The organism is Niabella drilacis (genome assembly GCF_900101395.1).
GTDB classification, from domain to species: domain Bacteria; phylum Bacteroidota; class Bacteroidia; order Chitinophagales; family Chitinophagaceae; genus Niabella; species Niabella drilacis.
The window spans coordinates 78142-102443 of the sequence record NZ_FMZO01000009.1; the positions used below are offsets into that span (position 1 = coordinate 78142).

Annotated in this window: 26 protein-coding genes and 1 tRNA gene; 21 read left to right on the forward strand and 6 right to left on the reverse strand. The window is 45.9% G+C overall.

The window, feature by feature from the left end; translation table 11 throughout:
• Positions 1-498: 498 nt before the first annotated feature.
• The 13 genes from BLS44_RS15940 (at position 499) to BLS44_RS16000 (ending at position 8071) form a co-directional block, all read left to right on the forward strand.
• Positions 499-1239, forward strand: coding sequence for a hypothetical protein (locus BLS44_RS15940; protein ID WP_143019808.1), 741 nt, complete (start codon positions 499-501; stop codon positions 1237-1239).
• A 9-nt stretch (positions 1240-1248) separates the two neighbouring features.
• The gene (locus tag BLS44_RS15945; RefSeq protein WP_090391222.1) at positions 1249-1764 is read left to right on the forward strand and encodes a hypothetical protein; all 516 of its coding nucleotides are present in this window, start codon (positions 1249-1251) and stop codon (positions 1762-1764) included.
• Between the two features lie 373 nt (positions 1765-2137).
• On the forward strand, positions 2138-2749 hold the full coding sequence (locus BLS44_RS26260) for a hypothetical protein (RefSeq protein ID WP_143019810.1): 612 nt from the start codon (positions 2138-2140) through the stop codon (positions 2747-2749).
• Positions 2750-2768: 19 nt separating this feature from the next.
• Positions 2769-3101 (forward strand): hypothetical protein, encoded by a 333-nt coding sequence (locus tag BLS44_RS15955; RefSeq protein WP_090391224.1) that lies wholly within the window; start codon positions 2769-2771, stop codon positions 3099-3101.
• Between the two features lie 29 nt (positions 3102-3130).
• Positions 3131-3454 carry a hypothetical protein gene (locus BLS44_RS26265; RefSeq protein ID WP_143019811.1) on the forward strand — a complete coding sequence of 108 codons (324 nt, stop codon included), beginning with the start codon at positions 3131-3133 and terminating at the stop codon, positions 3452-3454.
• A 185-nt stretch (positions 3455-3639) separates the two neighbouring features.
• Positions 3640-4188, forward strand: coding sequence for a hypothetical protein (locus BLS44_RS15965; protein WP_090391226.1), 549 nt, complete (start codon positions 3640-3642; stop codon positions 4186-4188).
• A 65-nt stretch (positions 4189-4253) separates the two neighbouring features.
• On the forward strand, positions 4254-4598 hold the full coding sequence (locus BLS44_RS15970; RefSeq protein WP_090391227.1) for a hypothetical protein: 345 nt from the start codon (positions 4254-4256) through the stop codon (positions 4596-4598).
• A gap of 5 nt (positions 4599-4603) precedes the next feature.
• Positions 4604-4945, forward strand: coding sequence for an immunity 51 family protein (locus tag BLS44_RS15975; protein ID WP_176954454.1), 342 nt, complete (start codon positions 4604-4606; stop codon positions 4943-4945).
• A 29-nt stretch (positions 4946-4974) separates the two neighbouring features.
• Entirely contained in the window at positions 4975-5424 is a 450-nt protein-coding gene (locus tag BLS44_RS15980; protein ID WP_090391229.1) for a DUF4274 domain-containing protein, read from the forward strand.
• Positions 5425-5457: 33 nt separating this feature from the next.
• A complete protein-coding gene (locus BLS44_RS15985) occupies positions 5458-6009 on the forward strand; it encodes a hypothetical protein (protein WP_090391230.1) in 552 nt (183 codons plus the stop codon).
• The gene (locus BLS44_RS15990) at positions 6006-6278 is read left to right on the forward strand and encodes a hypothetical protein (RefSeq protein WP_090391231.1); all 273 of its coding nucleotides are present in this window, start codon (positions 6006-6008) and stop codon (positions 6276-6278) included. Before BLS44_RS15985 ends, BLS44_RS15990 begins: the two co-directional genes overlap by 4 nt.
• 601 nt (positions 6279-6879) lie before the next feature.
• Complete coding sequence (locus tag BLS44_RS15995; protein WP_090391232.1) at positions 6880-7419, forward strand: HigA family addiction module antitoxin; 540 nt, start codon at positions 6880-6882, stop codon at positions 7417-7419.
• 1 nt (position 7420) lies between these two features.
• Positions 7421-8071: a nucleotidyl transferase AbiEii/AbiGii toxin family protein gene (locus BLS44_RS16000; RefSeq protein WP_090391233.1), complete on the forward strand. Its 651-nt coding sequence runs from the start codon at positions 7421-7423 to the stop codon at positions 8069-8071.
• A 119-nt stretch (positions 8072-8190) separates the two neighbouring features.
• Here the strand turns inward: BLS44_RS16000 and BLS44_RS16005 are convergent, their stop codons facing one another.
• From BLS44_RS16005 to BLS44_RS16015, 3 genes are all read right to left on the reverse strand, one after another.
• Entirely contained in the window at positions 8191-8748 is a 558-nt protein-coding gene (locus tag BLS44_RS16005; RefSeq protein ID WP_090391234.1) for an IS630 family transposase, read from the reverse strand.
• Complete coding sequence (locus BLS44_RS16010; RefSeq protein ID WP_090391235.1) at positions 8724-9359, reverse strand: winged helix-turn-helix domain-containing protein; 636 nt, start codon at positions 9357-9359, stop codon at positions 8724-8726. The genes BLS44_RS16005 and BLS44_RS16010 overlap by 25 nt, the downstream gene beginning before the upstream one ends.
• 182 nt (positions 9360-9541) lie before the next feature.
• Positions 9542-9625 (reverse strand) — tRNA-Leu (locus BLS44_RS16015).
• 281 nt (positions 9626-9906) lie between these two features.
• On the opposite strand from BLS44_RS16015, the gene BLS44_RS16025 reads away from it, so the two are divergent.
• The 3 genes from BLS44_RS16025 (at position 9907) to BLS44_RS16035 (ending at position 12119) form a co-directional block, all read left to right on the forward strand.
• Positions 9907-10656, forward strand: a complete 750-nt coding sequence (locus tag BLS44_RS16025) for a hypothetical protein (protein ID WP_090391237.1) — start codon at positions 9907-9909, stop codon at positions 10654-10656.
• A gap of 272 nt (positions 10657-10928) precedes the next feature.
• Positions 10929-11330 carry a hypothetical protein gene (locus BLS44_RS16030; protein WP_090391238.1) on the forward strand — a complete coding sequence of 134 codons (402 nt, stop codon included), beginning with the start codon at positions 10929-10931 and terminating at the stop codon, positions 11328-11330.
• A gap of 30 nt (positions 11331-11360) precedes the next feature.
• Positions 11361-12119 (forward strand): YoaK family protein, encoded by a 759-nt coding sequence (locus BLS44_RS16035; RefSeq protein WP_090391239.1) that lies wholly within the window; start codon positions 11361-11363, stop codon positions 12117-12119.
• On the opposite strand, the gene BLS44_RS16040 is transcribed toward BLS44_RS16035, so the two are convergent.
• Together BLS44_RS16040 and BLS44_RS16045 are read right to left on the reverse strand one after the other, a co-directional pair.
• On the reverse strand, positions 12112-13176 hold the full coding sequence (locus tag BLS44_RS16040) for a response regulator (RefSeq protein ID WP_090391240.1): 1065 nt from the start codon (positions 13174-13176) through the stop codon (positions 12112-12114). The genes BLS44_RS16035 and BLS44_RS16040 overlap by 8 nt on opposite strands.
• A gap of 49 nt (positions 13177-13225) precedes the next feature.
• A complete protein-coding gene (locus tag BLS44_RS16045) occupies positions 13226-14467 on the reverse strand; it encodes a PAS domain-containing sensor histidine kinase (RefSeq protein WP_090391241.1) in 1242 nt (413 codons plus the stop codon).
• Between the two features lie 383 nt (positions 14468-14850).
• Between BLS44_RS16045 and BLS44_RS16050 the strand changes: the two genes are divergently transcribed.
• From BLS44_RS16050 to BLS44_RS16065, 4 genes are all read left to right on the forward strand, one after another.
• The gene (locus BLS44_RS16050) at positions 14851-17166 is read left to right on the forward strand and encodes a PSD1 and planctomycete cytochrome C domain-containing protein (protein WP_090391363.1); all 2316 of its coding nucleotides are present in this window, start codon (positions 14851-14853) and stop codon (positions 17164-17166) included.
• Positions 17167-17204: 38 nt separating this feature from the next.
• Entirely contained in the window at positions 17205-18653 is a 1449-nt protein-coding gene (locus BLS44_RS16055) for a DUF1501 domain-containing protein (protein ID WP_090391242.1), read from the forward strand.
• 322 nt (positions 18654-18975) lie between these two features.
• A complete protein-coding gene (locus BLS44_RS16060) occupies positions 18976-20001 on the forward strand; it encodes a 6-bladed beta-propeller (protein WP_090391243.1) in 1026 nt (341 codons plus the stop codon).
• Between the two features lie 44 nt (positions 20002-20045).
• A complete protein-coding gene (locus BLS44_RS16065) occupies positions 20046-22196 on the forward strand; it encodes an FN3 associated domain-containing protein (protein WP_090391244.1) in 2151 nt (716 codons plus the stop codon).
• Positions 22197-22389: 193 nt separating this feature from the next.
• Here BLS44_RS16065 and BLS44_RS16070 read toward each other — a convergent pair whose 3' ends face one another.
• Positions 22390-23286, reverse strand: a complete 897-nt coding sequence (locus BLS44_RS16070; RefSeq protein WP_090391245.1) for a sugar phosphate nucleotidyltransferase — start codon at positions 23284-23286, stop codon at positions 22390-22392.
• Between the two features lie 67 nt (positions 23287-23353).
• On the opposite strand from BLS44_RS16070, the gene BLS44_RS16075 reads away from it, so the two are divergent.
• Positions 23354-24226 (forward strand): 1-aminocyclopropane-1-carboxylate deaminase/D-cysteine desulfhydrase, encoded by an 873-nt coding sequence (locus BLS44_RS16075; protein ID WP_090391246.1) that lies wholly within the window; start codon positions 23354-23356, stop codon positions 24224-24226.
• Positions 24227-24302 lie beyond the last annotated feature (76 nt).

Sequence of the window (24302 nt, forward strand, 5' to 3'; positions counted from 1 at the left end):
AGGAACCTCTGTTTCCACAACCAGCGGCATCTGAAATGGTAATTAACAGTACGCTCCCGGAAAGCGATACGGTTTTCAAGGCAACTGATCACCGCCCGGGATTTACATTTACCCACAAGGAAACAGTCAGCGGGCATGATGCCACTACCAAAGATATGCTATACTATGTTTCAGGACCTCAATAAATACCGCTTAGCCCAACGGTGTTTCCCGGGTTATTTTCTCCGGATTTGATAAACTTTAGTAATTCTGTTTATCTTTAGTAAAAACTCGGCTAACGTCCATCTATTGTCGCGCTCCTGTAGATCAACAGGACGTTATTGCCAAGTAACCGGGGGCAGGCTTATAACAATCAAACAGTAACAATTTTTAAATTCAAAACACATGAAAAACACCATTGGGACAGCATTAATTTCAGCCGCTTTATTATTCATCGTTAATTAAGGAAAGCAACGCTTTTAAAAGAGCCTTACCGGCTAAAATAAAGGAACAACCATAATGACGAAAATATATGTAATGGGGGCAATGATCTTATCTGTTGCGGCGTGCAAGAACAGGGAATATATCCTGGTTGAACCCGTTAAAGGAAAAGTAGTATCATTGAAAGATAGCACCCCCTTAGCGGGAGCAGAAATTTATACAGATAGGGATGCGTTTAATGCTTTTGATACCCTCAACACAAAAAAGGATGGCAACTTTTTTATTGAAAAATCAGCCGTAACCAATTATAAGGACAGGCACCTGCAAAGAGCCGTATCCTATAACCTTTTCATAGAAAAAAAAGGGTACAAAAAGGTTGTAATTGATATAAGGAACTTTAGAAAACATACTGGGCTTACAGCAAAGGACACCATTGATCTTGGGTTTATTTACCTGGACATGGTCCGTAATACAGTTGAAAATAATACAAGCAGTCATGCAGATACCAACTGGGCAGGCCACTACACCTGCAATTTTTTAAGATTAAAAGAGGAATACGCCGACCTCCGTGCCTGGGGAATGATTTATCTGGATATTGACGAAAACGGCGCCCGCTTCCATCTTGACACGTATGCGGAGGATATTAAAAAGAAGCTGACAATTGTGCACAAAAATACGAAGGAAATACAATTGGCTGCTGCTGACAATAAAGATCGGGTACTTACCCTACGACTGGATAAAAACAAATATCAATTATCAGGTAATTTAATGGCCCAGCTTGTAGGCATAAAAGAGACTTATGAGCTCGTAAAAGAATGATTTTTAAATTTGAAAGAAAGACTGATCTCGCATTTTAAAGCAAAGCGTATGAATAGGCTGATGAACAATATTGTGCTGCTGAAGGTTTTCATACTGCTATCTTTTGGCTGTAAAGCGCAAACAATACAAAGCAGGAATAAAGAACTTGCAGGAATGGTATATGCTCTTGACACCCTGCTCGCAGGAAAGGGTCACAACGAACAAATACAGGCGGTAAGGATAGATGATACCCGGGGCGATACCCTGCTCGTGAAGTATAAGATTGGGAGGGAGTCCTTCCTGGATGCAGATTTTGTATGGGACATGACGGATCAAACTTATCGTTCGCTGCATCCGTTAACTTACGGGAGTCACGCCCAATACAGGTCTCAGGCAATCCTGCGGGTTGGGGTTAGTCGCCTCCATCTGCAACTGGGTAATGACAAACATAAGCTCCTCTTCAGAAAGAGCTATAAAAAATCGGTAAATACAAAAACGCACAGAGATCCTTACTATGCCGAAGACGGGTTTTCACTGGAGCCATAATTGACAATTAGTATATAAAAACATGGGAAAAACAACAATTATCCTATTACTTCTAGCTTTGTCCTGTACAGATAATGCAGATTCAAAATCATCAGTAACCAACAATGATACTGTTGCCCGAAAAGCGGTTATAAAAGACGAAAATACATTTAAGACCTGCGAAGAATTTATTACTGCACTCGTAAAATCGAGTAACGCCGCTGCGTTCAAACATTTTAACGCTGCTCTTGTATACGCCCGCATAGACAATATGGCCGCTGACAAAGCAATAATTAAACTGTATGTAAATGACCGCTCAGATAGATCGGGAAAAGAGCGAGCGGCAGAAAACCCGGTAGGCTGGTTAGCATTTCATTGGAAAACCGGCCAGCTTATGGATATTACAAACGATCCCGGGAATCCTGTTCACTTACGGTACGACAGATCGATTCTCCCGGGAACTGATCTTTCCAAATGGTGCAGTTCAGCGGCTCCTGTTACCACACCCGGTACAGATAATGTGCCGGGAGATGTAATGATAACAGATGACATTAGATTTAATGGCCAGCTGAAAAGATTTTTTTCCCTCAGCGATTTTGGAAAAGTTTTCGGCAAAGCCGATAGTATAAAACTAATGACCGAAGAAGCTCCCTGCTCCTATATTTTTGAAAATCCCGATGGCAGTAAAGATGCAGATGACAGGTATTTGTATAAGAATGGTTCGCGTTTTGAAAACAACAAACAACAGGTAGCCGTCGATGAGTTTTGGTTTACCAATGGAAATTATATTACCTACAAGGGCCGAAAGATAGACGGGAATACTCCTTTACAGGAAATACAACAGCTATTTCCCACCGCCATAAGCGGCAGGATGAACCTGGGCAAAGAAGGTAAACTTTGGGTCATACAATTAAAAGAAGATAATGAGGGGGTATCGGACGGGCATATCAAAATATTCTTCAAAAACGGTAAAGTCTATTATATGCACTGGTGGTTCCCGTGCTGAGTAAAATTCATTTCGATATATGAGAACAGCTATTTTAAAATTACAAAAAATCGGCCAAATGCCCGGCGAATCACTTGCTGATGACGAGCGGACAGATCTGCTGGTTGAGCAGTATGATGAGCTGCTTTCCGGCATTGAAAAGCCGATAACGCCTGAAGAGGGAGAAGTTTTGATTAGGTTGTTTCCGCAAACAGCTTTTTATGATTTGCAGTGGGATTTGCTGCAACTTGTAGAAAGTCTTTACGGAAAGATCAATAACGAAGAATACTTTTTATTAATTCAGCAATGCCCAAGTACGGAATGGAGAGCAGCGCTGAGCTCAAGGTATGAAAACGCACAAAAGAAGCATTAGATCTATTCCTGTAACATTAATGCCTGGCAATGAAAAAAAAGAAAATTGAACAAATAACTGAAAAGTTAATTGATGAGGATATTTTTGATACAGATGGCACACTTACGCAAGAAGAGCTGGATTTTTTAAAAACAAACCCGGCATTATTGGCAAAACTGACCGACACCAATTACATCAAAAAGAAATACATACTGATTCTTTTTTTATCAGTGTATTCATGGCTGCTGCGGCCAAAACTATTGAATATACAGCAGTTCTGGCAAACCACGATATACTGGACAATTTGCTTACTGAAGTACAATTTTCCATTTCGATGGAAATGCTTGGCGCCAGTATTATTGCCTATTTTTTAGAAATCCTATTGGAATCACGTATGAGAAAAAACCGGCTATTATTACGGCAATTGACCGCAGAAAAAGCAAGCAGCAAAGAAGAAAAAAAAGAAATAGCTAACGATGATTCGTGCGGGCACGATACGAAAATACGCAAATGAAAAAGTCAGGTAGCAATACAAGAGGTTATAAAATTTAAAAACTATATGGAAAAAATAACAATGCCAATCCATACTATTGGCGAATCCAACTGGATAGAGAAGCTTACTGCTTTTTTAGAAAATTATGATGTAGGTGTCTTGGGCTTAGATGCGTTTGATAACGATTTTAATCTGTCCAAAACAGTCGTTGATTACTACACCTATTTTGGAGGTATAGACAGCAGCGACTTTATGTACAATCTGTACAGGCCGGAACAGTTTATTCAATTATCGCAATCAACCTGGAGCTTTGTGAAAGAGCATTTTACGGATCAGGAGCCTGAACCCTTTATTGTTTTTGCCGAAAGCCCGGGCAACGATCCGGTTTGTTTTAATAAGGATGATTTTTCTGCCTGGCTATTCAGTCACGATCCTTTAAAAAAGGCAAAGGTATTTGAAGATTTTAACCAATACCTGCAATATGAAATAATAGAGCTGCAGAAACTAATGGGTGATGTGGAGTTTGCCAATGCAGGGGAAGAACTGGAATATCATAAAAAATATTTAGGAGGAAAAGACATTGATTACCACTTTAGGGAAATGAAATTTTTGTAAACCGCTGCCGTTCGTATAGACACCCCTCAGCCTGGATATTTTTTGCAGACATTAAACAAAAATGAATGAAAATATATAATAGTGAACCGGATGGAAATGAGATGGCCAAACTGGAGCCGGCCAGATATTTTAACCTGGCGATCGAACAGATCGAAAAAATAACGGAGTGGATGAAAACCTCACAGGACAATGTGCAGCCTTTACTGGTGCATCTGGATATATTTGTTTACCTGAGTAAAAAATACCCTGAAATAGCATCTCGCCGTGCAGCTAAACTAAATATTCAGCAGATAGAATCCGTTTTTAATGATTGGTTCGAGCGAAATCAAAAGAAGGTAACGGCCAAATACCGGGATGGAATTAAAGAATCGGCCAGTCAACTATTTAAAGCTTTAAAATCATTAAAATAGAAACGATGAATTTTGCGAACAATATTTTTCCCTTCTTTTGGGTCGAGCATCAAAAGCAATTTTCCGTTTGTTTGAATGCCGGGGATTATAAATCTGAAATTTTTCAGACAAGAGCGGAAGAAGGATTTGAGGGTAATGGATACGATTGGGCTTCATTGGCAAAAGTATTTGTAGAAGAGCAAGAACCTGAATTGACAGATATCATTAAGTTCGACCCTGAAGCAGGAATGTTTTGCGCCTATTCTTCCAATGCCGATGCGTTAAAAACATTTATCCTCGCATTTAAAGAAGCCTGCGAAAACGAAACGTTGATACAGGATTTATTTTCACGGGCAGAATTAGACTAATGCAAAGAAAAAGAGATTAAAATACTTTTATGGAAGAAAAGGAGATTGAAAAAATAGCTGTAAACAAAATCATTGAGTTTGCCAAAACGCAACCCGGCAAAGTTTGGCATCAAATGATGATGGATTGGAATTGGGATAATTATATGTCGTTTATTCATTGGCTAATTGAAAACCCGAATACCGATAAAGCCACTATCCTGATGATTTACTGGAAGTCAAATCCCGGGACGGATTTTTCCGGCAAAACCTTGTTGGAAGAAAATTATAGCAAAGGATATTATTCGCAACAATTATTTGCTTTTGATCCCGAAAACGATGAAGGCGATGATTGGACGGCTTATGTTTCTGTTGAATCAAAAAAACGGATACCTCCAATGATGTTTCAAAAATTTCCGGGTGAAAATGTTCCGTATCCTGAAAAATTTATTGAAGGTATGCCCGAAAATTTATTTGCTGAAATTGAAAATCTTTATGATTAGTGATATACCTGATAAAAACATTGTGCGATAAAAATGAAAGACATTTACAAATTTCACGAAATACTCAATGACCTGATGGACTATTTCATTCTGGGCGACCCGGATTGTTTGCTGCGTTATAAACAAGACAACAATCTACCAGATGATTTACTGACTGAGTTTACAACAAACGAAACAGGCGATAAAGTTGTTGAAGATGGCATTATTGTTCCGCTTGCCGGGGTAGAAAACTACCCTTATACGATCTATTTTAATCTTTCCGGTACCACACCGGAATTATTAAAAGAGGAGAATGAATTACAGGTTCAACAAGAGGGCTATTGTCTGAAAGTTGAACATGAAGCCATATACCTGTTTACCATGCCCTATTTGAGAAAGTTTACGGAGGACAGGGTTGAAGATTTGAAGCAATTCAGAACGGCAACAATCAAACTGGCAAATGGGTGGTATTCGGTTTCTGTATTGGGCGGCCTCACCGTTCAGCCATCCGGGCTTGAACCGACATTTGAATTTGTAATCAAACCAAGCATCGACAAACCAGAATCTAAAGCGAACATTGCCTATTCCTATAAAATTAAGGAATGAAGGAATTCGTTGCTATCATATTTTGTATCTCTCTTTTTGCTCAGTGCAAGCCGGCAAAAGAACAGCCTTATGTCTTACTGGCTGAATTTCCTCCCTTCATTATAAAAAATGCGCAGGAGGCCGAAATAAAACAAATTTCTGTTTACTTAAAAAGAAATAACACCGTTATTGATACCGGGAAATTCTTTCTTTATGCGATAAGTGGGAACAATGTTGACGTTCAGTTTAAACTCAATAAAACAGACAGATTGTATCGCCTTTTCTGTTGAGAATTTGAATGAAGTTCATACGCCACAATTTTTAAACTGAATTCATCAAGCCTTCATTACTGTATTCAAAAAAAGTAAAATCGCGCAACACTGAGGTATGTAGTCTTTACCCATTATGTTTTTCACCAGATAGGGTAAAGAGTCAAAAAGGGTATTTGCTCCTGTAGGTATTGGGAGCTGAGGTTTGGCTGTGATTTATTAAAATTCTTTGAACTAAAAAGTGCAGCAAAAATGGCGCTGATGATGGATGGAAACTGCTTGTCATACCGCTTGTCATTTGATTGTCAAAAACAGCGGTAGAAAGCGTAAAAAAGTGTCAAAATCTGACAAGCACAAAATAAAATAACCTTGCAAATCAAAGACTTACAAAGCTATTTTGTACCCGGGACTGGATTCAAACCAATCCTGATTATCAATACGTTATAAGCCTTGTTTGTCAAATACTTGTCAACCTAAACGCCTACTGCCAGCTAATTGCGAAGATAAATCAACTTTAATACAAGACATCTTGCAAAGTGCATCAGATCCTGATTACAATTCATGGTTGGAGCAAACTGATGAAAGTAAACAAATTTGTTTACCTCTATAGTTATCCTTAACTTTGAAAAAAGCAAAAATCATGCTACCCGAAATCTCAAAAATAAAAGGTGTTCACCCAGGCGCGCTTCTGAAAAGAGAGTTGAAAACCCTGGGTATAGGGGGTACAGAGCTGGCAGAAAAAATAGACGAACACAAGCAGACTATCAGCGCGATTTTGAATGAAAGAAGAGGCATTACCCCTTCCCTATCCATAAAGTTGGCAAAACAGTTTAATATAGCTGATGATTATTTTATGATGCTCCAAGCCGGATACGAAGTAAGGAAAGCAGCAGAAGAAGAGAAAAAAGCAACTCCCGATTTAACCCGGTTCAGAAAAGTCCTTTTTTGGGATACCGATATCCAGAAACTTAATTGGCAAAAAAACAGGCGGGCTATCATTAAAAGAATACTGGAACGTGGCAACAAGAAGGAAATTGAAACAATGATCGCCTTCTACAGTAAAGACGCAGTGGCCAAAGAAATACGTTCCATCAAATATTCTTTCTTACCTTCTTTTCAAGAAAATACCAGAAAGTATCACCTGATAGCAGAACCGGCCTGATATGAAACTATTTCAAAATACAGTTTCCTCTTTACTTTGGGAATCTCTCAATAAGATAATGACTTTGGAGTCATTCAAGCATTTCAGACTGGTAGGAGGTACATCGCTTTCACTGCAATTCGGGCACAGAGAATCTGTAGACATAGACCTCTTTACGGATGAAACTTACGGGAGTATTGATTTTCTTTTAATTGAAAAAGAACTGAAAAATAATTTCACTTATGTTAAGGGCGATTTTAAGGCAGACAATGGCATGGGGGTACCTTGTTTTATTGGAAATAGTGAAAATGATGCTGTAAAACTTGATTTATTTTATACTGACCCTTTTGTTTTTCCTCTAGTGAAATATGATCATATCCGGCTGGCAGCACCTGAAGAAATAGCTGCTATGAAACTGGAAGTGGTTGGACGTGGTGGTAGGAAAAAGGATTTCTGGGATTTGCATGAGTTGCTAGATCGTTTCACATTAACAGAATTACTTAGCTTCTACTCCACTCGTTACCCTTTTAGTTATTCCGAAAATGAATTGTTGAAAAAGCTGGTTGACTTCTCAGAAACAGACAATGATTTCAATCCTAAATGTTATCGGCAAAAATATTGGGAATTGATTAGGCTGGATTTTGAGGAGTTGGTGCTCAAATATCAACCTTAATAGGTGTTGCAATTTAATTTGGAACGTAATGGAAGGCCATGATTCAGAAACGGGCTCCAACCAATCCGGATTATCAACACGTTATAAGCCCTGCCTGTCAAATACTTATCAACTTATAATTAGCCGCCATCAATTTTATTAAAATAAGAATAACCAGCGAAAAGTTGTTGCACCTTTGTTGGGGTTTGATGATAGGCAGCTAAAGCAACCGCCAAAGTATCTTCTACGTCATCAGGACTGTTGAATATTTTGTTGTGGAAGTATTTTCGTCTGATTTTTCTCCACAATAATTCTACAGGATTTAGTTCCGGGGAGTATGGCGGCAGGTTGTCAGGCAACCGAACATTTTTGCTGATATGCCCCCCTGCTTTATCTAACAGCATTACAATTCTGTAGTGTTGGTACTGGTTGGATAATTGCACTAAAAAGCTGTTCATGGCTTCCGTATTACAGCAAGGCGCTATCATGGAAAAGCAATCTCCTGTTTGTGGCGCTATTGCACTATAGACATAAATATATTCCCGTACCATTTGGCTGGCAACAGCAGGAACCATGTCCTTTTTTACCCGGCAATACATCTCTCTGCTTATCCTGCCAAAGCGGCCTTCATCTTCAAAAAATACAACAAGCGGTTTACTGTCCTGTACCTGGGCTACTTTCCACCGGAGGAAAGCCAAACGGCCGGGGAGTTTTTTTTAAACTCCTGCTGCTCAGCAATGTTCCTTTTAGGATGATGGGGGCGTGGCATTTTCTTTTTCCAGCCATTACGCTTAAGCAAATCCCATAAATAGTCATCAGAAACTTTTTTGCCCGTTTTAGACTCTACTATTGCCCTTATATCATTAGCTGCTTTTATTAACCCTTTTGCCGCTTTTTGTTCAATGGTCGTTAATAGTGCGGCTTCTTCTTCCTGGCTTAATAAAGACCGGCGCCGGCCTCCCCTCGGATTGTACTTTATACTGATGACACCAGACTTGTTATAGCCTTCCACTATCTTATAAATGCTCGGTCTGGATAAATTTACTAAGGGTGAAATAGTAGCTGCAGATCCGATCTTTCCCACCTGTATCAAGTACAAAATCTGCCAACGGCCAAATTCTGGTTTACCTGTTGCGGCAGACAGCCTTTCCTTTAATTGAACATCACTCAGATGACCTTCCAGCTTTAGTGTTCGCATGATCGTTCCTTTGGACTCAAAGACAAGAATTATTTGTTTTAATAATTTTGATAGCGGCGTATTATAATTTGTATGTTCATTTTTGAGATTTTTTTCTCGAAAATGAAGCATTTTAAGATGACAAAAGCAAAGATTTTTTGGCCGTGTGCCACGCAATGTGCCGTTTTATGAGCTCCAATTATTTAAATGTAATCAGGAAACTGCAGGTTATACCGCGTATCATTTGAGTATCAAAACCCGACAAGCACAAAATAAAATAGCTTTGCAAATCAATGACTTACAAAGCTATTTTGTGCCCGGGACTGGATTCGAACCAGCACATCCTTGCGAACGCTGCCACCTGAAGACAGTGCGTCTACCAATTTCGCCACCCGGGCATTTTTCAATTCAGAACTTCCGGCCAGAAAGTCTAAAGTATTTCTTTAAACAAACTCAAGCGGGGTGCAAATATAGGTGAAAAATCGAAATTTAAAGAAATAAATGCAGCAGTTTTTTTTTAAAAAAATCAACCGTGTTCTTCCCCTGTTTGGGAGACGCCGGCTGCCTTGACGGGGATCATCCGGAACATTAACCACCGTCATTGCGGCCACAGCATTTCCGGATGTACTTTGCAGGCTGAAACAGGAGCTGTGTCTGCCCCTGCCCAAACCGTTATTTTATGAAGAAGCTACTTTTTGTGTGCGACGAAGACCATTACCCGCAGGGAGGTTTTGAATGGATCCGACAACTGCATCAGCAGGAACCCTGTGTTATAAAAGGCCTGTTCTTTACTGCAGCGGCACATGACCCTGCCGCAGGTGCCGGTCGTTTCATCCGCCAATGCGGGGACAATGCCATCCAATGCTATACCGTTGAAAAAAGTCACGCGGAATGGCAAAAAACCTTCTGGGAGCAGGAGACCCGTTACGCGGACCTGCTGGTTTTCAGCCAGGACCTGCTATACGCCGGCGCCGCCACGGCACAGCCAAATGAACGGATGCAGGATCTGCTGCGCTGGGCTACCTGCCCGGTTATTGCGGTTCCGGAGGATGCGCCCCCCCCGGAACATATTATTGCCGCCTATGATGGCAGCAGCCAAAGCATGGAAGCTTTAAAAACGTTCTGTACCCTGTTTCCCTGGAGTAAGGATATCCCCGCCCAGATCGTGTATATAAAAGATGAACCGAGTGATTCGATCCCCCAGCTCGAGCTCTTAACGGAATATGCCCATGTGCATTTTACAAGTGTAAAGATCTTAAAGCTCCGCTGGGATTCCGATAAACATTTTAATACCTGGGTTGGCTGTTTCCGGAACCCGCTGCTGGTGACCGGGGCGTTTGGCCGGTCGGCATTATCCACCACCCTGAGAGGCAGCTTCATCCAAAAGATCATCGGTCACCACCTGGCGCCGGTCTTTGTTGCCCGTTAGCACGGTTTGTGGTCATGACATCAATCAGTGCCCCCCCTAACCCTGCTCATACGGCCGCCCGCCCGATCGTTCTATTTTAGCAGCTTTAATAAAACAAACAACCCATAAAGACAGATGTTTTATGAAATTTTATAAACGGCGTTCCCGGTTCCTGCCGGAATTAGAGGAATCCGCAGCCAGACCAATTGCCTATAAGTAAGTGGGTCATTCCTGCTTCACCAAGCCATGTTTCTTTGTAAACATGGCTTTACTACTAAAAATAAGGTTATCATATGAACGATCCGAAATTTCAACAGATACAGTACGAATGCGAGACCTGGAGGAGGGCGGTAAATTTTATGATAGAGGAATCCATTATCATGAAAAACAGGCTGTCTGAAATTTTAAGAACACATTTTAACAAAAACCTGCTGGAAGGGATCGAACTTTTACAAAACAAACTGGTCCGGAACGACGAACGGATCGGTATCTTTCGCGACGACCTTACCCGGCTGAATGAATCCGGCGCCGGGAAGTTCTCCGAACAGGATGAAAAACTGTTTGAAATACGGATACGCCTTTTACATAACGATCTTCTTTTGATGGAAAAACAGTTTGCCAAGCTAAAATCCGAATTCAATCACTATCTGCTCGAAGGTATAAAACGATCCGGACCCCAGGAAAGAGAATCATAATCCCTCCATTTTGCATAACTTGCGCGCGCTATGTTCAGACACAGGGGTAAAGCCAGGAGACTTGTCCATAACCTCAAATTGGCCTCGCTGCTTTCATTTGTAGCGGGAGTGGTAAATGTTGCCGGTTTCTTTTCCGTACAGGTGCTGACCACCAATGTAACCGGGCATTTTGCCTATTTTGCAGACGGGGTGGTAAAACAGGATTTTGAAAATGCGCTGTACTTCCTGCTCTATATCCTGTCCTATCTCTCCGGCGCCTTTGTATCCAGCACCCTGGTAGAATGGACCCAAAAGATCAATCCAAGATACGCCAATGCCATACCGGTATTTACGGAGATCCTGCTGCTGACCGGCGTGGCCCTTCTTGCCCCGGGCACTATTCTTCATTTTGCGCCGCTGGTCGCCTGCACATTATTGTTTGCGATGGGGCTTCAAAACGCCATGGTAACAAGGATCTCTGATGCAGTGGTCCGTACCACGCACCTCACGGGCCTGTTCACGGACCTGGGGATCGAACTGTCGCAGCTGTTCTTCTGGCGTAAACCGGAACACCGGAAAAAATTAAAGGCTTCGGTCAAGCTCCGCTTTGCCATCATCAGTTTTTTCTTCCTGGGCTGCGTGGCCGGGGGCATCGGTTTTACCTGGCTGCATATCCGCATTCTTTTCCTTGCGGTCATCTGCCTGCTCATAGGCATTATCTACAGCGATATCCGGTACCGCCTCCTCCTGCTGAAAAAGAATTTCCCCGGAGGCAGAGCCCCGTCCCGGAACCGCCGGCCGGTCAGTTGAGCAGGTTCTCCAGCTTCTTCCGGTTCAAAATAACGATATTCCCCTCCCGGATCTCGATCAGCTTTTCACTCCGGAAATCGCTCAGGGTGCGGATCAGCGATTCCGTGGCAGTGCCCGCAATCGCAGCAAGCCCCTCGCGGCTGATGCTGATGGCAAATGGCATATCTGTATCCGCCGTATTCCGGTATTTATTCTCCAGCAGGATCAGGGCATCCGCCACTTTTTTCCGCAGTGAATTATAGGCCAGCCCCAGCAGCTGCTCTTCTCTTACCACTATATTCTTTGCAAGCAGCCGGATGAATTTCTGGGCAACGATCCGGTTATTATTGATCAGTTCGGTAAACTCTTCCCTGGGTATGATAGCCAGCTCCGCCTCATCCAACGCTTCTGCCGTATCCTTATAGGGAGTACCTTCCAGCAGTGCTATATAGCCCAGGAAATCGCCGGCACTGAAAAGCTCCGTCGTCAGCTCTTTCCCGTCGTCATTGGTCCGGTAGGTCTTTACCTTCCCTTTTTGAACATAATAGAGCCGGGTAGGATGGTTGCCTTCCGAATAGATGAGCTGCTTCTTTTTATATTTATTGACATCCCGGTCTTCCGTCAATGCCGTCAAAGCCGTTTTGTTATCGGAAAGCTTCAGCAATTGTTCCAGGCCCTCCAGGCCCGGGGAAAATTCCTGTTTCAGCAGGTCCACTTTCTTCAGCCTTCCATCCACTGCATTCAGCAGCTCCGTTCCGCTAAAGGGTTTTGTAATATAATCATCTGCACCCAGCTCCATTCCCTTGCGAAAGTCGCTGCGTTCTGTTTTTGCCGTAAGAAAGATAAACGGCACATTCCTTATTGCTTCATTCCGCTGAATGGCATGCAGCACCCCATAGCCATCCAGTACCGGCATCATAATATCGCAGATGATCAGGTCCGGAACATGCGCGATCGCCTTTTCCACACCTTCCTTACCATTTTCCGCCGTTATGACGGTATAGCTGGACAGTTCCAGTATCTCCGCGGTATTATTCCGGATATCGTCGTTGTCCTCAATGAGTAATATTTTCTTCATCAGTATATTTCAATATGCGTTCATAATAAACCGTTTCGTGCAATGGTTCCTATCCCTTCGGCCCCCGAACTTCCGGCTGCTGCGCTCCTGCGCTGCCAAATGTAATGATAAACTCTGTTCCCTGCTCCAATTCGCTGACGCATTCAATATGCCCGTCCATCAGTTCTGTATATTTTGAAATAATATGCAGCCCCAGCCCGGTACCCTGGATGTTGCCGGCATTCGCTGCCCTGAAAAAACGCTCCATCAGGTGCTTCTGATCCTCCCGGGAAATTCCAATACCATTGTCCTTTACAGAAAGCCGTACTACCCCTGCCCGGCAAAGCGTTTCCACCTCGATAGGACCGTTTTCCGGCGAAAATTTGCTGGCATTGGAAACCAGGTTGATCACGATATGTTTCAGCAGCGATGCATCCAGCGCCACTTCCCGGTTGCCCCGGTGCCGGTATACAAGCCGCTGGCCCTTCTTCAGGGTCACTTCCATTTCACGGGTAATATCTGCCACCAGCTGCTCTATATCAAAATTTGTAAACCGGACCTGGATCTTTCCCTCTTCAATTTTGCCGACACTTAAAAAATCATTCAGGATATCCGTCAGCAGCTGAACCGAGGAAACGATCCGCTGCAGATGCTTTTCCCGCCGGTGCTGCTCCTCCGTGGTAGTGTACCGCTCTATCAGGTAGGTGGAGGACAGGATCGTGCTCAGGGGGGTACGAAACTCATGCGAAGCAATGGTAACAAACCGGGACTTTAACTCGCCCAGCTCTTTTTCCCGCTCCAGGAGTTTGGATAACTCGTCCTTTGACTGCTCCAGGTCCTGCATGGCTACCCGGAGCTCTTTTGTCCGCTGCTCCACGGTATACTCCAGTTTGTTGTTCAGTTCCTCGATCTCGGCCTCTGCTTTCTTCCGGATGGAAATATCGCTGATGAAGGCGATCACGAACTGGTCTTCCTGGTCCTCGTAGTTGCTCAGGCTTACTTCCACCGGGAATTCGCTGCCATCTTTTTTTATAGCGAACAGATCCATACCCACCCCCATGGGCCGGGTTTTGGGATTGTGCGAGTAAACATCCCGGTGGCCAACATGACGGGAATGATAACGGCCGGGGATCAGCATCTCGATCGGCTTGTTCAGCACCTCTTCCAGCACATAGCCAAAAAGCCTGAGGGCAAAGGGGTTGGCCGATTGAATGGCAGCCCGGCTGTCTACCACGATGATGCCCATAGAAGCCTGGTTAAAGAGCGCCTCGTACCGGTAACTATTATGCTTTTTTTGTTCAGAAGAGTCCATTGAAAAAAACAGGTCTAATATTTTTAAAGATAAAGAAATACAATGTCTTATAACCCGTTTAAAAATAGAATTTTCCTGGTACGGTTCCCGCGCCTTGTTGATGCCCGCACGCTCCTATGGATAAGTTAATTATTTTACCGCGCGTACAGGTAAAGAGCCCGCCTGTTCCCGCCCCCTCCTGCACCGGTGCCGCTATTTCCCGGCAAAAAAGAGACGCAGCACCGCAAACAATGTATACAACGCTATACATATGTTTACAGCGCATGTACAGGCCCCGGTTTTTATTTGCCTTCGCCCGCCTGAAACTGTTTTTAAACGGTCGATTATGCCTAAATTTACTGACTGAGAATTCCTTTCAGAACGAATACTTTTATCTTAAAAAGATGAAGATAACGACAACGTTTGCCAGCATGATCTTCGTGATAGTGGTCTTTATTTGTTTGGCTGCCGGCTGCGGCCATAAAAAAGGCACTGCAAAAAACAAGATCAGCTATAACTATGATGTAAGACCTATTCTTTCCGATAAATGTTTTGCCTGTCATGGTCCTGATAAAAACAAGCAGGAGGCTGGCCTGCGCCTCGATATTGAAGCCAATGCCAAAGCCCCGTTGCGGGAAACAAAAGGCGCTTTTGCGATCGTGCCCGGTAAACCGGGCGCATCCGAGCTGATCAAAAGGATCACCTCCACCGATCCCTCCTACCAGATGCCATCGCCCGAATCGCACCTGGGCTTACTGAACAGGAACGAGATCGATATTCTTACCCGGTGGATCGAGGAAGGTGCCCGCTATGAAAAGCACTGGGCATTTATTCCCCCCCGGAAGGCAGCCCTGCCGGAAACCGGTCATAAAGAATGGGCAAAAAACGAGATCGATTATTTTACCGCGGAAAAGATGGAGGAGCACCATCTCCGGCCCAATGAAGAAGCTGATAAAAGCACGCTGCTGAAACGCATGTCGCTGGACCTTACCGGTTTGCTTCCCAGCCTGGAAATGCAGCAGGAGTTTGAGTCCGATCAAAGCGCCACCGCGTATGAAAAAGCAGTGGACCGGCTTTTGGCAAGTCCGCAGTTCGGTGAAAAAATGGCCATCCACTGGCTGGACATTTCGCGGTACGCCGACAGCTATGGTTACCAGGACGACGATATCCGGACCCAATGGCCCTACCGCGACTGGGTGATCCACGCTTTTAACAGCAATATGCCCTATGACCAGTTCCTTACCTGGCAGCTGGCGGGCGACCTGCTGCCCAATGCCGGTAAAGAACAGCTGCTGGCCACAGCCTTCCTGCGCAACCATAAAATAACCGAGGAAGGCGGTGTTATACCAGAGGAGTACCGTGTGGAATACGCCATTGATAAGGTTAAAACCTTTTCAAAAGGCATACTGGCAATGACAGCTGAATGCGCCCAGTGTCATGATCATAAATACGACCCCATCTCCCAGAAGGATTATTACAAATTATTTGCCTTTTTCAATAACAGTAAAGAACAGGGGCTGGAAGGCCTTGTCAACTCCGGTCCGGCCAAAACCCCGGTGCTGACCCTTACAACGGACGACACTAAAACCCTGCTCAGCTTCATCAATAAAAAGGATACCGCGGGTGTACGCGTATCGGTGATGGGTGAACTGGACACGCTGCGGACCACCTACGTGCTCAACCGGGGCGTTTATGACCAGCACGGTGAAGTGGTAACAGCCGGGGCTCTGCGGACGGTAATGGATTTTGACACGACCGTTTATCCGGCCAACAGGCTGGGGCTGGCACAATGGACCGTAAACAAAAAGAACCCCCTTACCGCGCGTGTATTTGTAAACCAGCTATGGGCGCAGCTGTTTGGCAAGGGCATCGTAAAAACAATAGGCGATTTTGGTATGCAGGGTAACCTGCCTACCCACCCGCAGCTGCTCGACTGGCTGGCGGCCGATTTTATGGAGCATGGGTGGAACATTAAAGGACTGATCAAAAAAATGCTCCTGTCTGCCACCTACCGGCAATCGTCAAAGACCAGTACCGAAAACCTTGAAAAAGATCCGGACAATGTATATTATGCCCGGGCGCCCCGTATCCGGATGCCGGCGGAGAGTATCCGCGACATGGTACTGGGCAGCAGCGGCCTGCTGAACAAAGAGATCGGCGGCCCCAGCGTAAAGCCCTACCAGCCCAAAGGATTATGGGAAGCGGCCACATCGGGACGGGGCGCACTTACAGCCTACGCCCAGGATAACGGCCAGGAGCTTTACCGCAGGGGGATCTATACTTTTATAAAGCTCACAGTTCCGCCACCCTCCATGATCATTTTTGACGCCAGCAACCGGGATCAGTGCGAGGTAAACCGGTTAACCACCAACACGCCCCTGCAGGCATTGATCATGATGAACGATCCAACAGTACTGGAAGCCTCAAGGGTCTTTGCGGAAAAACTATCGGAAAAAGCAGGCAATGCCGATGCCGCCATTAGCACTGCCTTTGAAAGCATCCTTTGCCGCAAACCGGCTGCCCGGGAAATGGAGATCCTGAAAAAATATTATACCGACCAGCTTGCTGTATTCAGGAACAAAAATGAAGCAGCAGAAAAAACAATGGCCGTAGGCGAATACCCCCATAGCGGAAACCCCGCCGGCATTACAAAAGCAGCCGCGCTTATGCGGGTCATCAATATGATCTATAATATGGAAGAAGCCATTGTAAAAGCTTAGGAGGCTTTCTGGCAATGAACATTTAAAAAAATAATGATATGGAAAAAGAAGTACTGGAGCATGGCCTCCATCACAACCGCCGCCGCTTTCTTACAAAGCTGGGAATGGGTATTGGTGGTGCGGCGTTAGGCTCACTGCTCATTCCGGAGCTCTTCAGCAGCAAGGATGTTGAAGAAGCCATTGTTTCCGGGCTTCCGCATTTTGCGCCAAAGGCCAAGCGTATTATCTACCTCTTTCAGAATGGTGCACCCTCCCAGTTAGACCTGTTCGACTACAAACCAAAGTTGAACGAGATGCAGGGGCTCGATCTGCCGGAGTCCATACGCCAGGGACAGCGCCTCACGGGCATGACGGCCAACCAGTCCAAATTCCCGTTAGCCGGTACGGTATTCAAATTTAACCAGTACGGGGAGCACCGGGCATGGATCAGCGAGCTGCTGCCCTATACGTCGCGGATCGTGGATGATCTGTGTATTGTAAAAAGTCTTTATACCGAGGCCATCAATCATGATCCTGCGCTGACATTTTTTCAAACCGGTGCCCAGGTAGGCAACCGCCCCAGTATGGGCGCCTGGCTTAGCTATGGCCTGGGCAGCGAGAACAAGAACCTGCCGGCTTTTTGCGTGCTGCTTTCCAAAGGGAAAGGCAATGGCCAGGGTGTGTATTCAAAGTTATGGACCAACGGCTTTTTAGACTCGATTCACCAGGGCGTGCAATTCAGCAACGGGGAAAACCCGGTGCTTTACCTGAATGACCCGGATGGTATGGATAAAACGGAACGCAGGAAAATGCTGGATCATTTGTCTGAGCTCAATAATGAAAGCTACGGTGTTGTGGGCGACCCGGAAATAAAGGCCAAAGTACAGCAATATGAAATGGCCTACCGGATGCAGACCGCCGTACCGGAAGTGACCGACCTCAGCAAGGAGCCGGAATCCATCATTAAACTATATGGCCCCGATTGCCTGGTGCCCGGCACCTATGCAGCCAACTGCCTGCTGGCCCGTAAGCTGTCGGAGAACGGGGTGCGCTTTGTACAGCTATACCACCAGGGATGGGACAGTCATGGCAACCTCCCCAACGAGCTGGCAGGGCAGTGCAGGGATACGGACCAGGCTTCTGCAGCGCTGGTGACCGATCTGAAGCAAAGAGGCATGCTGGATGAAACCCTGGTTATATGGGGCGGGGAATTTGGGCGAACCAATTATTGCCAGGGGGCCCTCTCAACAGACAACTACGGCCGCGATCACCATCCCCGCTGCTTTACCATGTGGATGGCGGGGGGCGGTGTTAAACCCGGGGTATATGGAGAAACCGATGAGTTTGGCTACAATATCGTTGCAGATCCGGTGCATGTGCACGATTTTCATGCCACCGCATTGCACCTGATGGGGCTCGATCATGAACGCCTGGTGTACAAGCACCTGGGGCGCCGTTACCGCCTTACCGATGTGGCAGGTAAAATTGTAACGGGTCTGATGGCGTAGCTTCAATCGGGAAATGGGGGAAATGATCAATCAGCTGCCGGTTATCAGATTACGTTCCTGCAACAGATGGTAGCAGCTCTATTTTTAGTATCCGGGCCCGCCGCCGGAACCAGGCCAGACAGCAATGATAGAGAGCCCCTTAAACAAACAAGGAGGCTTCAGCAGGAACAGGAATCAAAATCCAAACAGCTCAAATCAAACATTTCACTTCAACCATTTCACTCCAAACATTTCACTCCAAACATTTCACTCTATACATTTCACCCCAACCATTTCACTTCCAAACATTTCACTCTATACATTTCACTTCCAATAAAAAAGCATGAACAGAAAACAATTCCTTCAAAATACAGCATTAGGCGTTACCGGCATCCTGTACACGCCGCACTGGCTTATTAAAAACGAGGTAGTTTTAGGGCACAACAATAAAAGATACCGCTTAAATACCCAATGGAGCCAGGCAGATGTAGCCCGGTACCCCGTAAACGACTGCCACGAAATGGTACAGGACCGTAAAGGCCGGATCCTCCTGCTTACCAATGAAACCAGGAACAACGTGATCATTTATGATAAAAGCGGGAAATTTTTAAACGCCTGGGGTACTGAATATCCCGGTGCCCATGGGCTTACCCTTTTTAACGAGAACGGAGCGGACGTATTGTTTATCTGCGATAATAACCGGCACCAGGTCATCAAAACCACGATCGACGGTAAGGTATTGCTGGTACTGGACTATCCCCGGGAGACCGGTGCCTATACCAAAGCGGAAGAATATGTACCTACCGAAACGGCCATAGCCCCCAACGGGGATATTTACGTGGTGGATGGTTACGGGAAGGATTTCGTGATCCAGTACGACCATAAGGGCCGCTATATCCGGCATTTTGGCGGCCGCGGAACCGAGCCGCGCCACCTGCTCAATGCGCATGGCATCTGTATTGACCACCGCCATAAGAAACCCATCCTCATCATCACGTCAAGACAACAGAACGCTTTTAAAAGATATACGATGGACGGTGTTTATATTGATACCGTGGAATTACCCGGTGCCTGGGTATGCCGGCCTGTTATAAGGGGCAATTACCTTTATGCAGCGGTATTGCAAAGCAGCAGCAAGCTGAACCAGAAATCCGGTTTTGTAACCATCCTTAATAAAAACAACGAGGTGGTATCCAACCTTGCAGGATGTGCTCCTCAATACACCAACGGGAAGCTGCAGGAGCTGTACCAGGACACACCTGCTTTTCAGTACCCGCACGACGTATGTGTGGATAACGATGAAAACCTCTATGTGGCCCAATGGAATTCCGGCAAAGTATATCCTTATAAATTAGAACCTGTCATTTAACAGCAGTCCCCGGTAATTGTTGAAGTTTGAAACCGTATTGAATTATGAAGCAACTGAAATGGCAGGAGATCCTTTTTAACGGGTGCATTGCCCTGAACAGCCTGTTGTTATTTTTACTATTCTTTGATCACTATCTCCGGGTACCTGCCTATATACAGGTACTGGGCAGGGCGCATCCGCTGGCGCTGCACTTCCCCATTGTGCTGTTGCTGGCTGCATTTTTACTGGAGGTATTGCTTCGCTCTTCCCGGCAGCAACCACTGAAGCCGCTTGCAGATACGTTATTACTGGCGGCTTCGTTTGCAACGGTTATCGCCGCCCTGATGGGGCTGCTTCTATCTAAGGAAGAGGGATACGACGCTGATGCCATCAGTATGCATAAATGGATGGGCGCAGCCTGCTCATTCTTAAGTCTCGGCTGGTACACATTCCGGAACCGGATCCGGGAACACAGGGGCGCGATCATGGCCACCGGCCTTTCCTGCTGCATCGTATTACTGATCGCCGGTCATAAAGGGGCCACCATTACCCACGGGAACGATTTTCTTCTGGCGCCGGTTATGAACAAGGATACCGGGCCCTCGGTACCGCTCGAAGACGCGGTTATTTATGCGCATCTTATACAACCCATTCTCGAAAATAAATGTATGGGCTGTCACAACCGCAATAAGGCAAAGGGAGCGCTTGTCATGGAAACCTCCCAGCTCCTGCTCAAAGGCGGCAAGAACGGAAAACCCTGGGATACTACGGCCGCTGATCTGGGTCTCCTGATGCAGCGCATTCATTTACCCTCCGACAATAAAGAGCATATGCCCCCCAAAGGAAAGCCCCAGCTTACAGAGGACGAAACCAGGATACTCTATCTATGGATAAAAGACGGTGCCAGCTTTACAAAAAAAGTTACAGACCTGCCCGGCAACGATTCGCTGCGGACGTTAGCAGCCTCCTTCTTTAAAAGCAATGATACCGATACCTATGATTTTGCGGCAGCGGATGAAAGCGTCATAACCGGCCTGAATACAGAATACCGGGTAATAACGCCATTGGCGCAGGGTTCACCCGCCCTTGACGTAAACTTCTATGGAGCTGCCCGGTTTAAGTCCGGTCAGTTAAAAGATCTTGAAAAAGTCAAAAACAACATTATATCCCTCCAGCTGAGCAGGATGCCGGTTACCGACGAAGACCTTAAAACGATCGGAACCTTCAGTAACCTGAAAACACTCAACCTGTCCTTTACCACCGTAAAAGGCGAAGGCCTCCGGTACCTTGCCGGCCTGCAGCATCTGAAACAGCTGTCCCTTTCGGGAACCGCCATTCAGCCGGGACAGCTGGTTGCCCTTGCGCCGCTGAAGGCCCTCCGTACCGTGCAGATCTGGAATACCTCCTTTACCGCAAAAGACCTGGCGGTACTGAAAAACCGGTTTCCCAAAACCGCTTTTGACATCGGGTACAAAGGCGACACCGTGGTGGCCAAACTAAGTACACCGGTCTTTAAGACCGAGCAACGGATTTTTAAAAACAATCTTTTCCTCGAAATAAAGAATCCTGTAAAAAGCGCCGTCACCCGGTACACGCTTGACGGCAGTGAGCCGGACAGTCTTACCTCCCCGATCTACCAGCAACCCGTTAACATCGATAAAGCCGCGACTGTTAAAGCAAGATCCTATCTGCCGGGCTGGATCACCAGCGACCTGGTGGCAGCAAGCTTTTATAAAAGCAGCATCCAGCCCGACAGTATTCAACTGATCACGGCACCGGAAAAAGAATACCAGGCAAGAGCGCAGGAAGGAAAAGCCTTCATTGATGGCCAATTAGGAAAAGAGAACTTCGGTACAAAAGAATGGGTCGGGTACAAGGAACCGTTTGAAGCGCTCCTGTTCTTTAAACAGGCTGCAACCCTCAGTTCGGTTACTTTTGGTTCACTGGTGTCTGCGGGCAGCTATATTATGCCCGCCCATGAATTGCAGGTTTGGGGCGGGCCTACCCCACAGTCGTTAAAACTACTGGGTAGGGTGCAGCCATCGCAGCCGGTTGCAATGGTGCCGGCCTATACCACCGGTTATGAATGCCGCTTTGCCGCGCAGCCGGTACAGGTTATCAAACTGATTGCCAAACCTGTGAGCAGCCTGCCCTCCTGGCATGCCGGCAAGGGACAAAAGGCCTGGGTGTTTTTAGATGAGATCCTGCTGAACTAAGGATCAAAGTTTAATTGGCATTCGTGACATGCTGCAACGGTGTTTTGATCTGACGCAAAGGAGCAATGGCCGGTATCAGCATCGCGCTGCTTTATGTCTTCGTTGTTATATGCGGCATGCTCTATATCGAAAACAAAAGCGGCTGTCTCAATTTTTTTTGAAACAGCCGCTCCAATTTGGTCACCTGCCGTGATTACCCCCAGAGGTTAGTGCTGTACGCCCCTTTTTCGATCAGGTCGTTCAGCTGCTTCTGAACCGCGGGCGCATCCTCTTTATAGGTAACGCCAAACCAGGGAGCATCTGTTTTGATCACTTTTACAATACCGCCTTCTTTGATAAAATGGTCCACAACGGCCGGGATCAGGAACTCGGATTTGGGAACCGCCAGGTTTTCCTTTATAAATACCTTGAATTGGTCTGCATACCAGCTGTACACCGAAGGGTGAAAGCACCAGAAATTCATCGATACCGTGGTATCTTTTGAAAGCTCCCGGGGTTCCTGCCCGTCGTCAGAGATCACGGTATCACCCTGTTCGGCTATATTATAGCGTTCTACTACACTCTCCAGGTTGTCATTGGCATCGAGCCCGCATACACCCCGGTTAACGGTACCATGGTCGGACAGGGTATTCATTAAATTATACCCCACAACTGCATAGGTTTTTTCATCGGCTGCGGTCGTTAAAAATGTATATGCTTTACGGAAAGCATCTGCTCCGTAAAAATCATCCGCATTGATCACAGCAAAAGGCTCATTCACTACCGGCTGCGTGCTCAGTACCGCATGCCCTGTTCCCCAGGGCTTGGTACGCTCTTCCGGTATTGCCGCCCCCTCCAGGAACATATCCAGCTCCTGGAACGCAAATTCATAATTCACCTTCCCATCCAGTTTAGAGGCGAACAGCTCCCGGAAATTGGCTTCAAACTGCTTCCGGATCAGAAAAACTATTTTACCAAAGCCTGCGCTGATCGCGTCTGCAATGGAATAGTCCATGATCGTTTCTCCTGAAGGGCCAAATGCCTCCACCTGTTTCATACTTCCATAACGGGATGCCATACCGGCAGCTAAAATCACTAATGTAGGTTTCATTCAATTTTTTTTTACGTCTTCTATCGGATTGATATATTTACTTAACGAGATCTCAAAAATAGGTAAAATGGAGGCAATTCAGGAAGATTTGGCAACTTTGGAGCCCGTACCCTGGCTCAGCAACCCGGCCACAAGGGTGCAGGTGCTCCGGCTGGACCGGGTGCACCCGCTTATCAGTGGCAATAAATGGTACAAGCTGCGTTTTTACCTGGAAACAGCCCGCAGCTCCGGGAAAAAAGTGGTCACCTTTGGTGGCGCCTATTCCAACCATATCCTCGCCACAGCAGCTGCCTGCAACCAGGCGGGGATCCCCTGTGCCGGCATCATTCGTGGCGAAGCGCCTCCGCAATATTCGGAAACGCTTAGGGATGCGGTATCCCTGGGCATGGAACTTCATTTTATTGCACGTGAGGCATACCGGCAAAAACAACTTCCCGCAGCACTTGCGGATACAAGCTGCCTGGTGATCCCTGAAGGCGGTTATGGCATCCCCGGTATGTTGGGTGCCGCCACAATGCCCTTTATTTCCGGTACTTTTGACCGGATCTGCTGTGCCACCGGCACCGGCACTATGATGGCAGGGCTCCTGCATTCGGCCGCCAAAGGCACAGCCGTTACAGGCTTCAGCGTTTTAAAAAATCACAAAAGCTTAACACAGGAAGTAGCGGCACTCCTGCCTCCTTCTTCCCCTTCCGGTATTATTTACCACGATTTTCATTTCGGAGGCTATGCAAAATATAATCCCACATTGATCCGTTTTATGAATGAGCTCTATGCCCAAACAGGGATCCCTACGGATTTTGTATACACGGCCAAGCTTTTTTACGGCGTAAAGGCAATGCTGGAGCAGGACTTTAAAACCGACCGTAATATCCTGGTGATCCACAGTGGCGGCCTGCAGGGCAACCGGTCCCTGCCAAAGGGAGCGCTAATTTTTTAAGGTTACTTTAAAAACCGCTGCCCTATCTTTGTTTAAATCACAAATACAGAAGAGACATCGCACTGGATATGAAAAA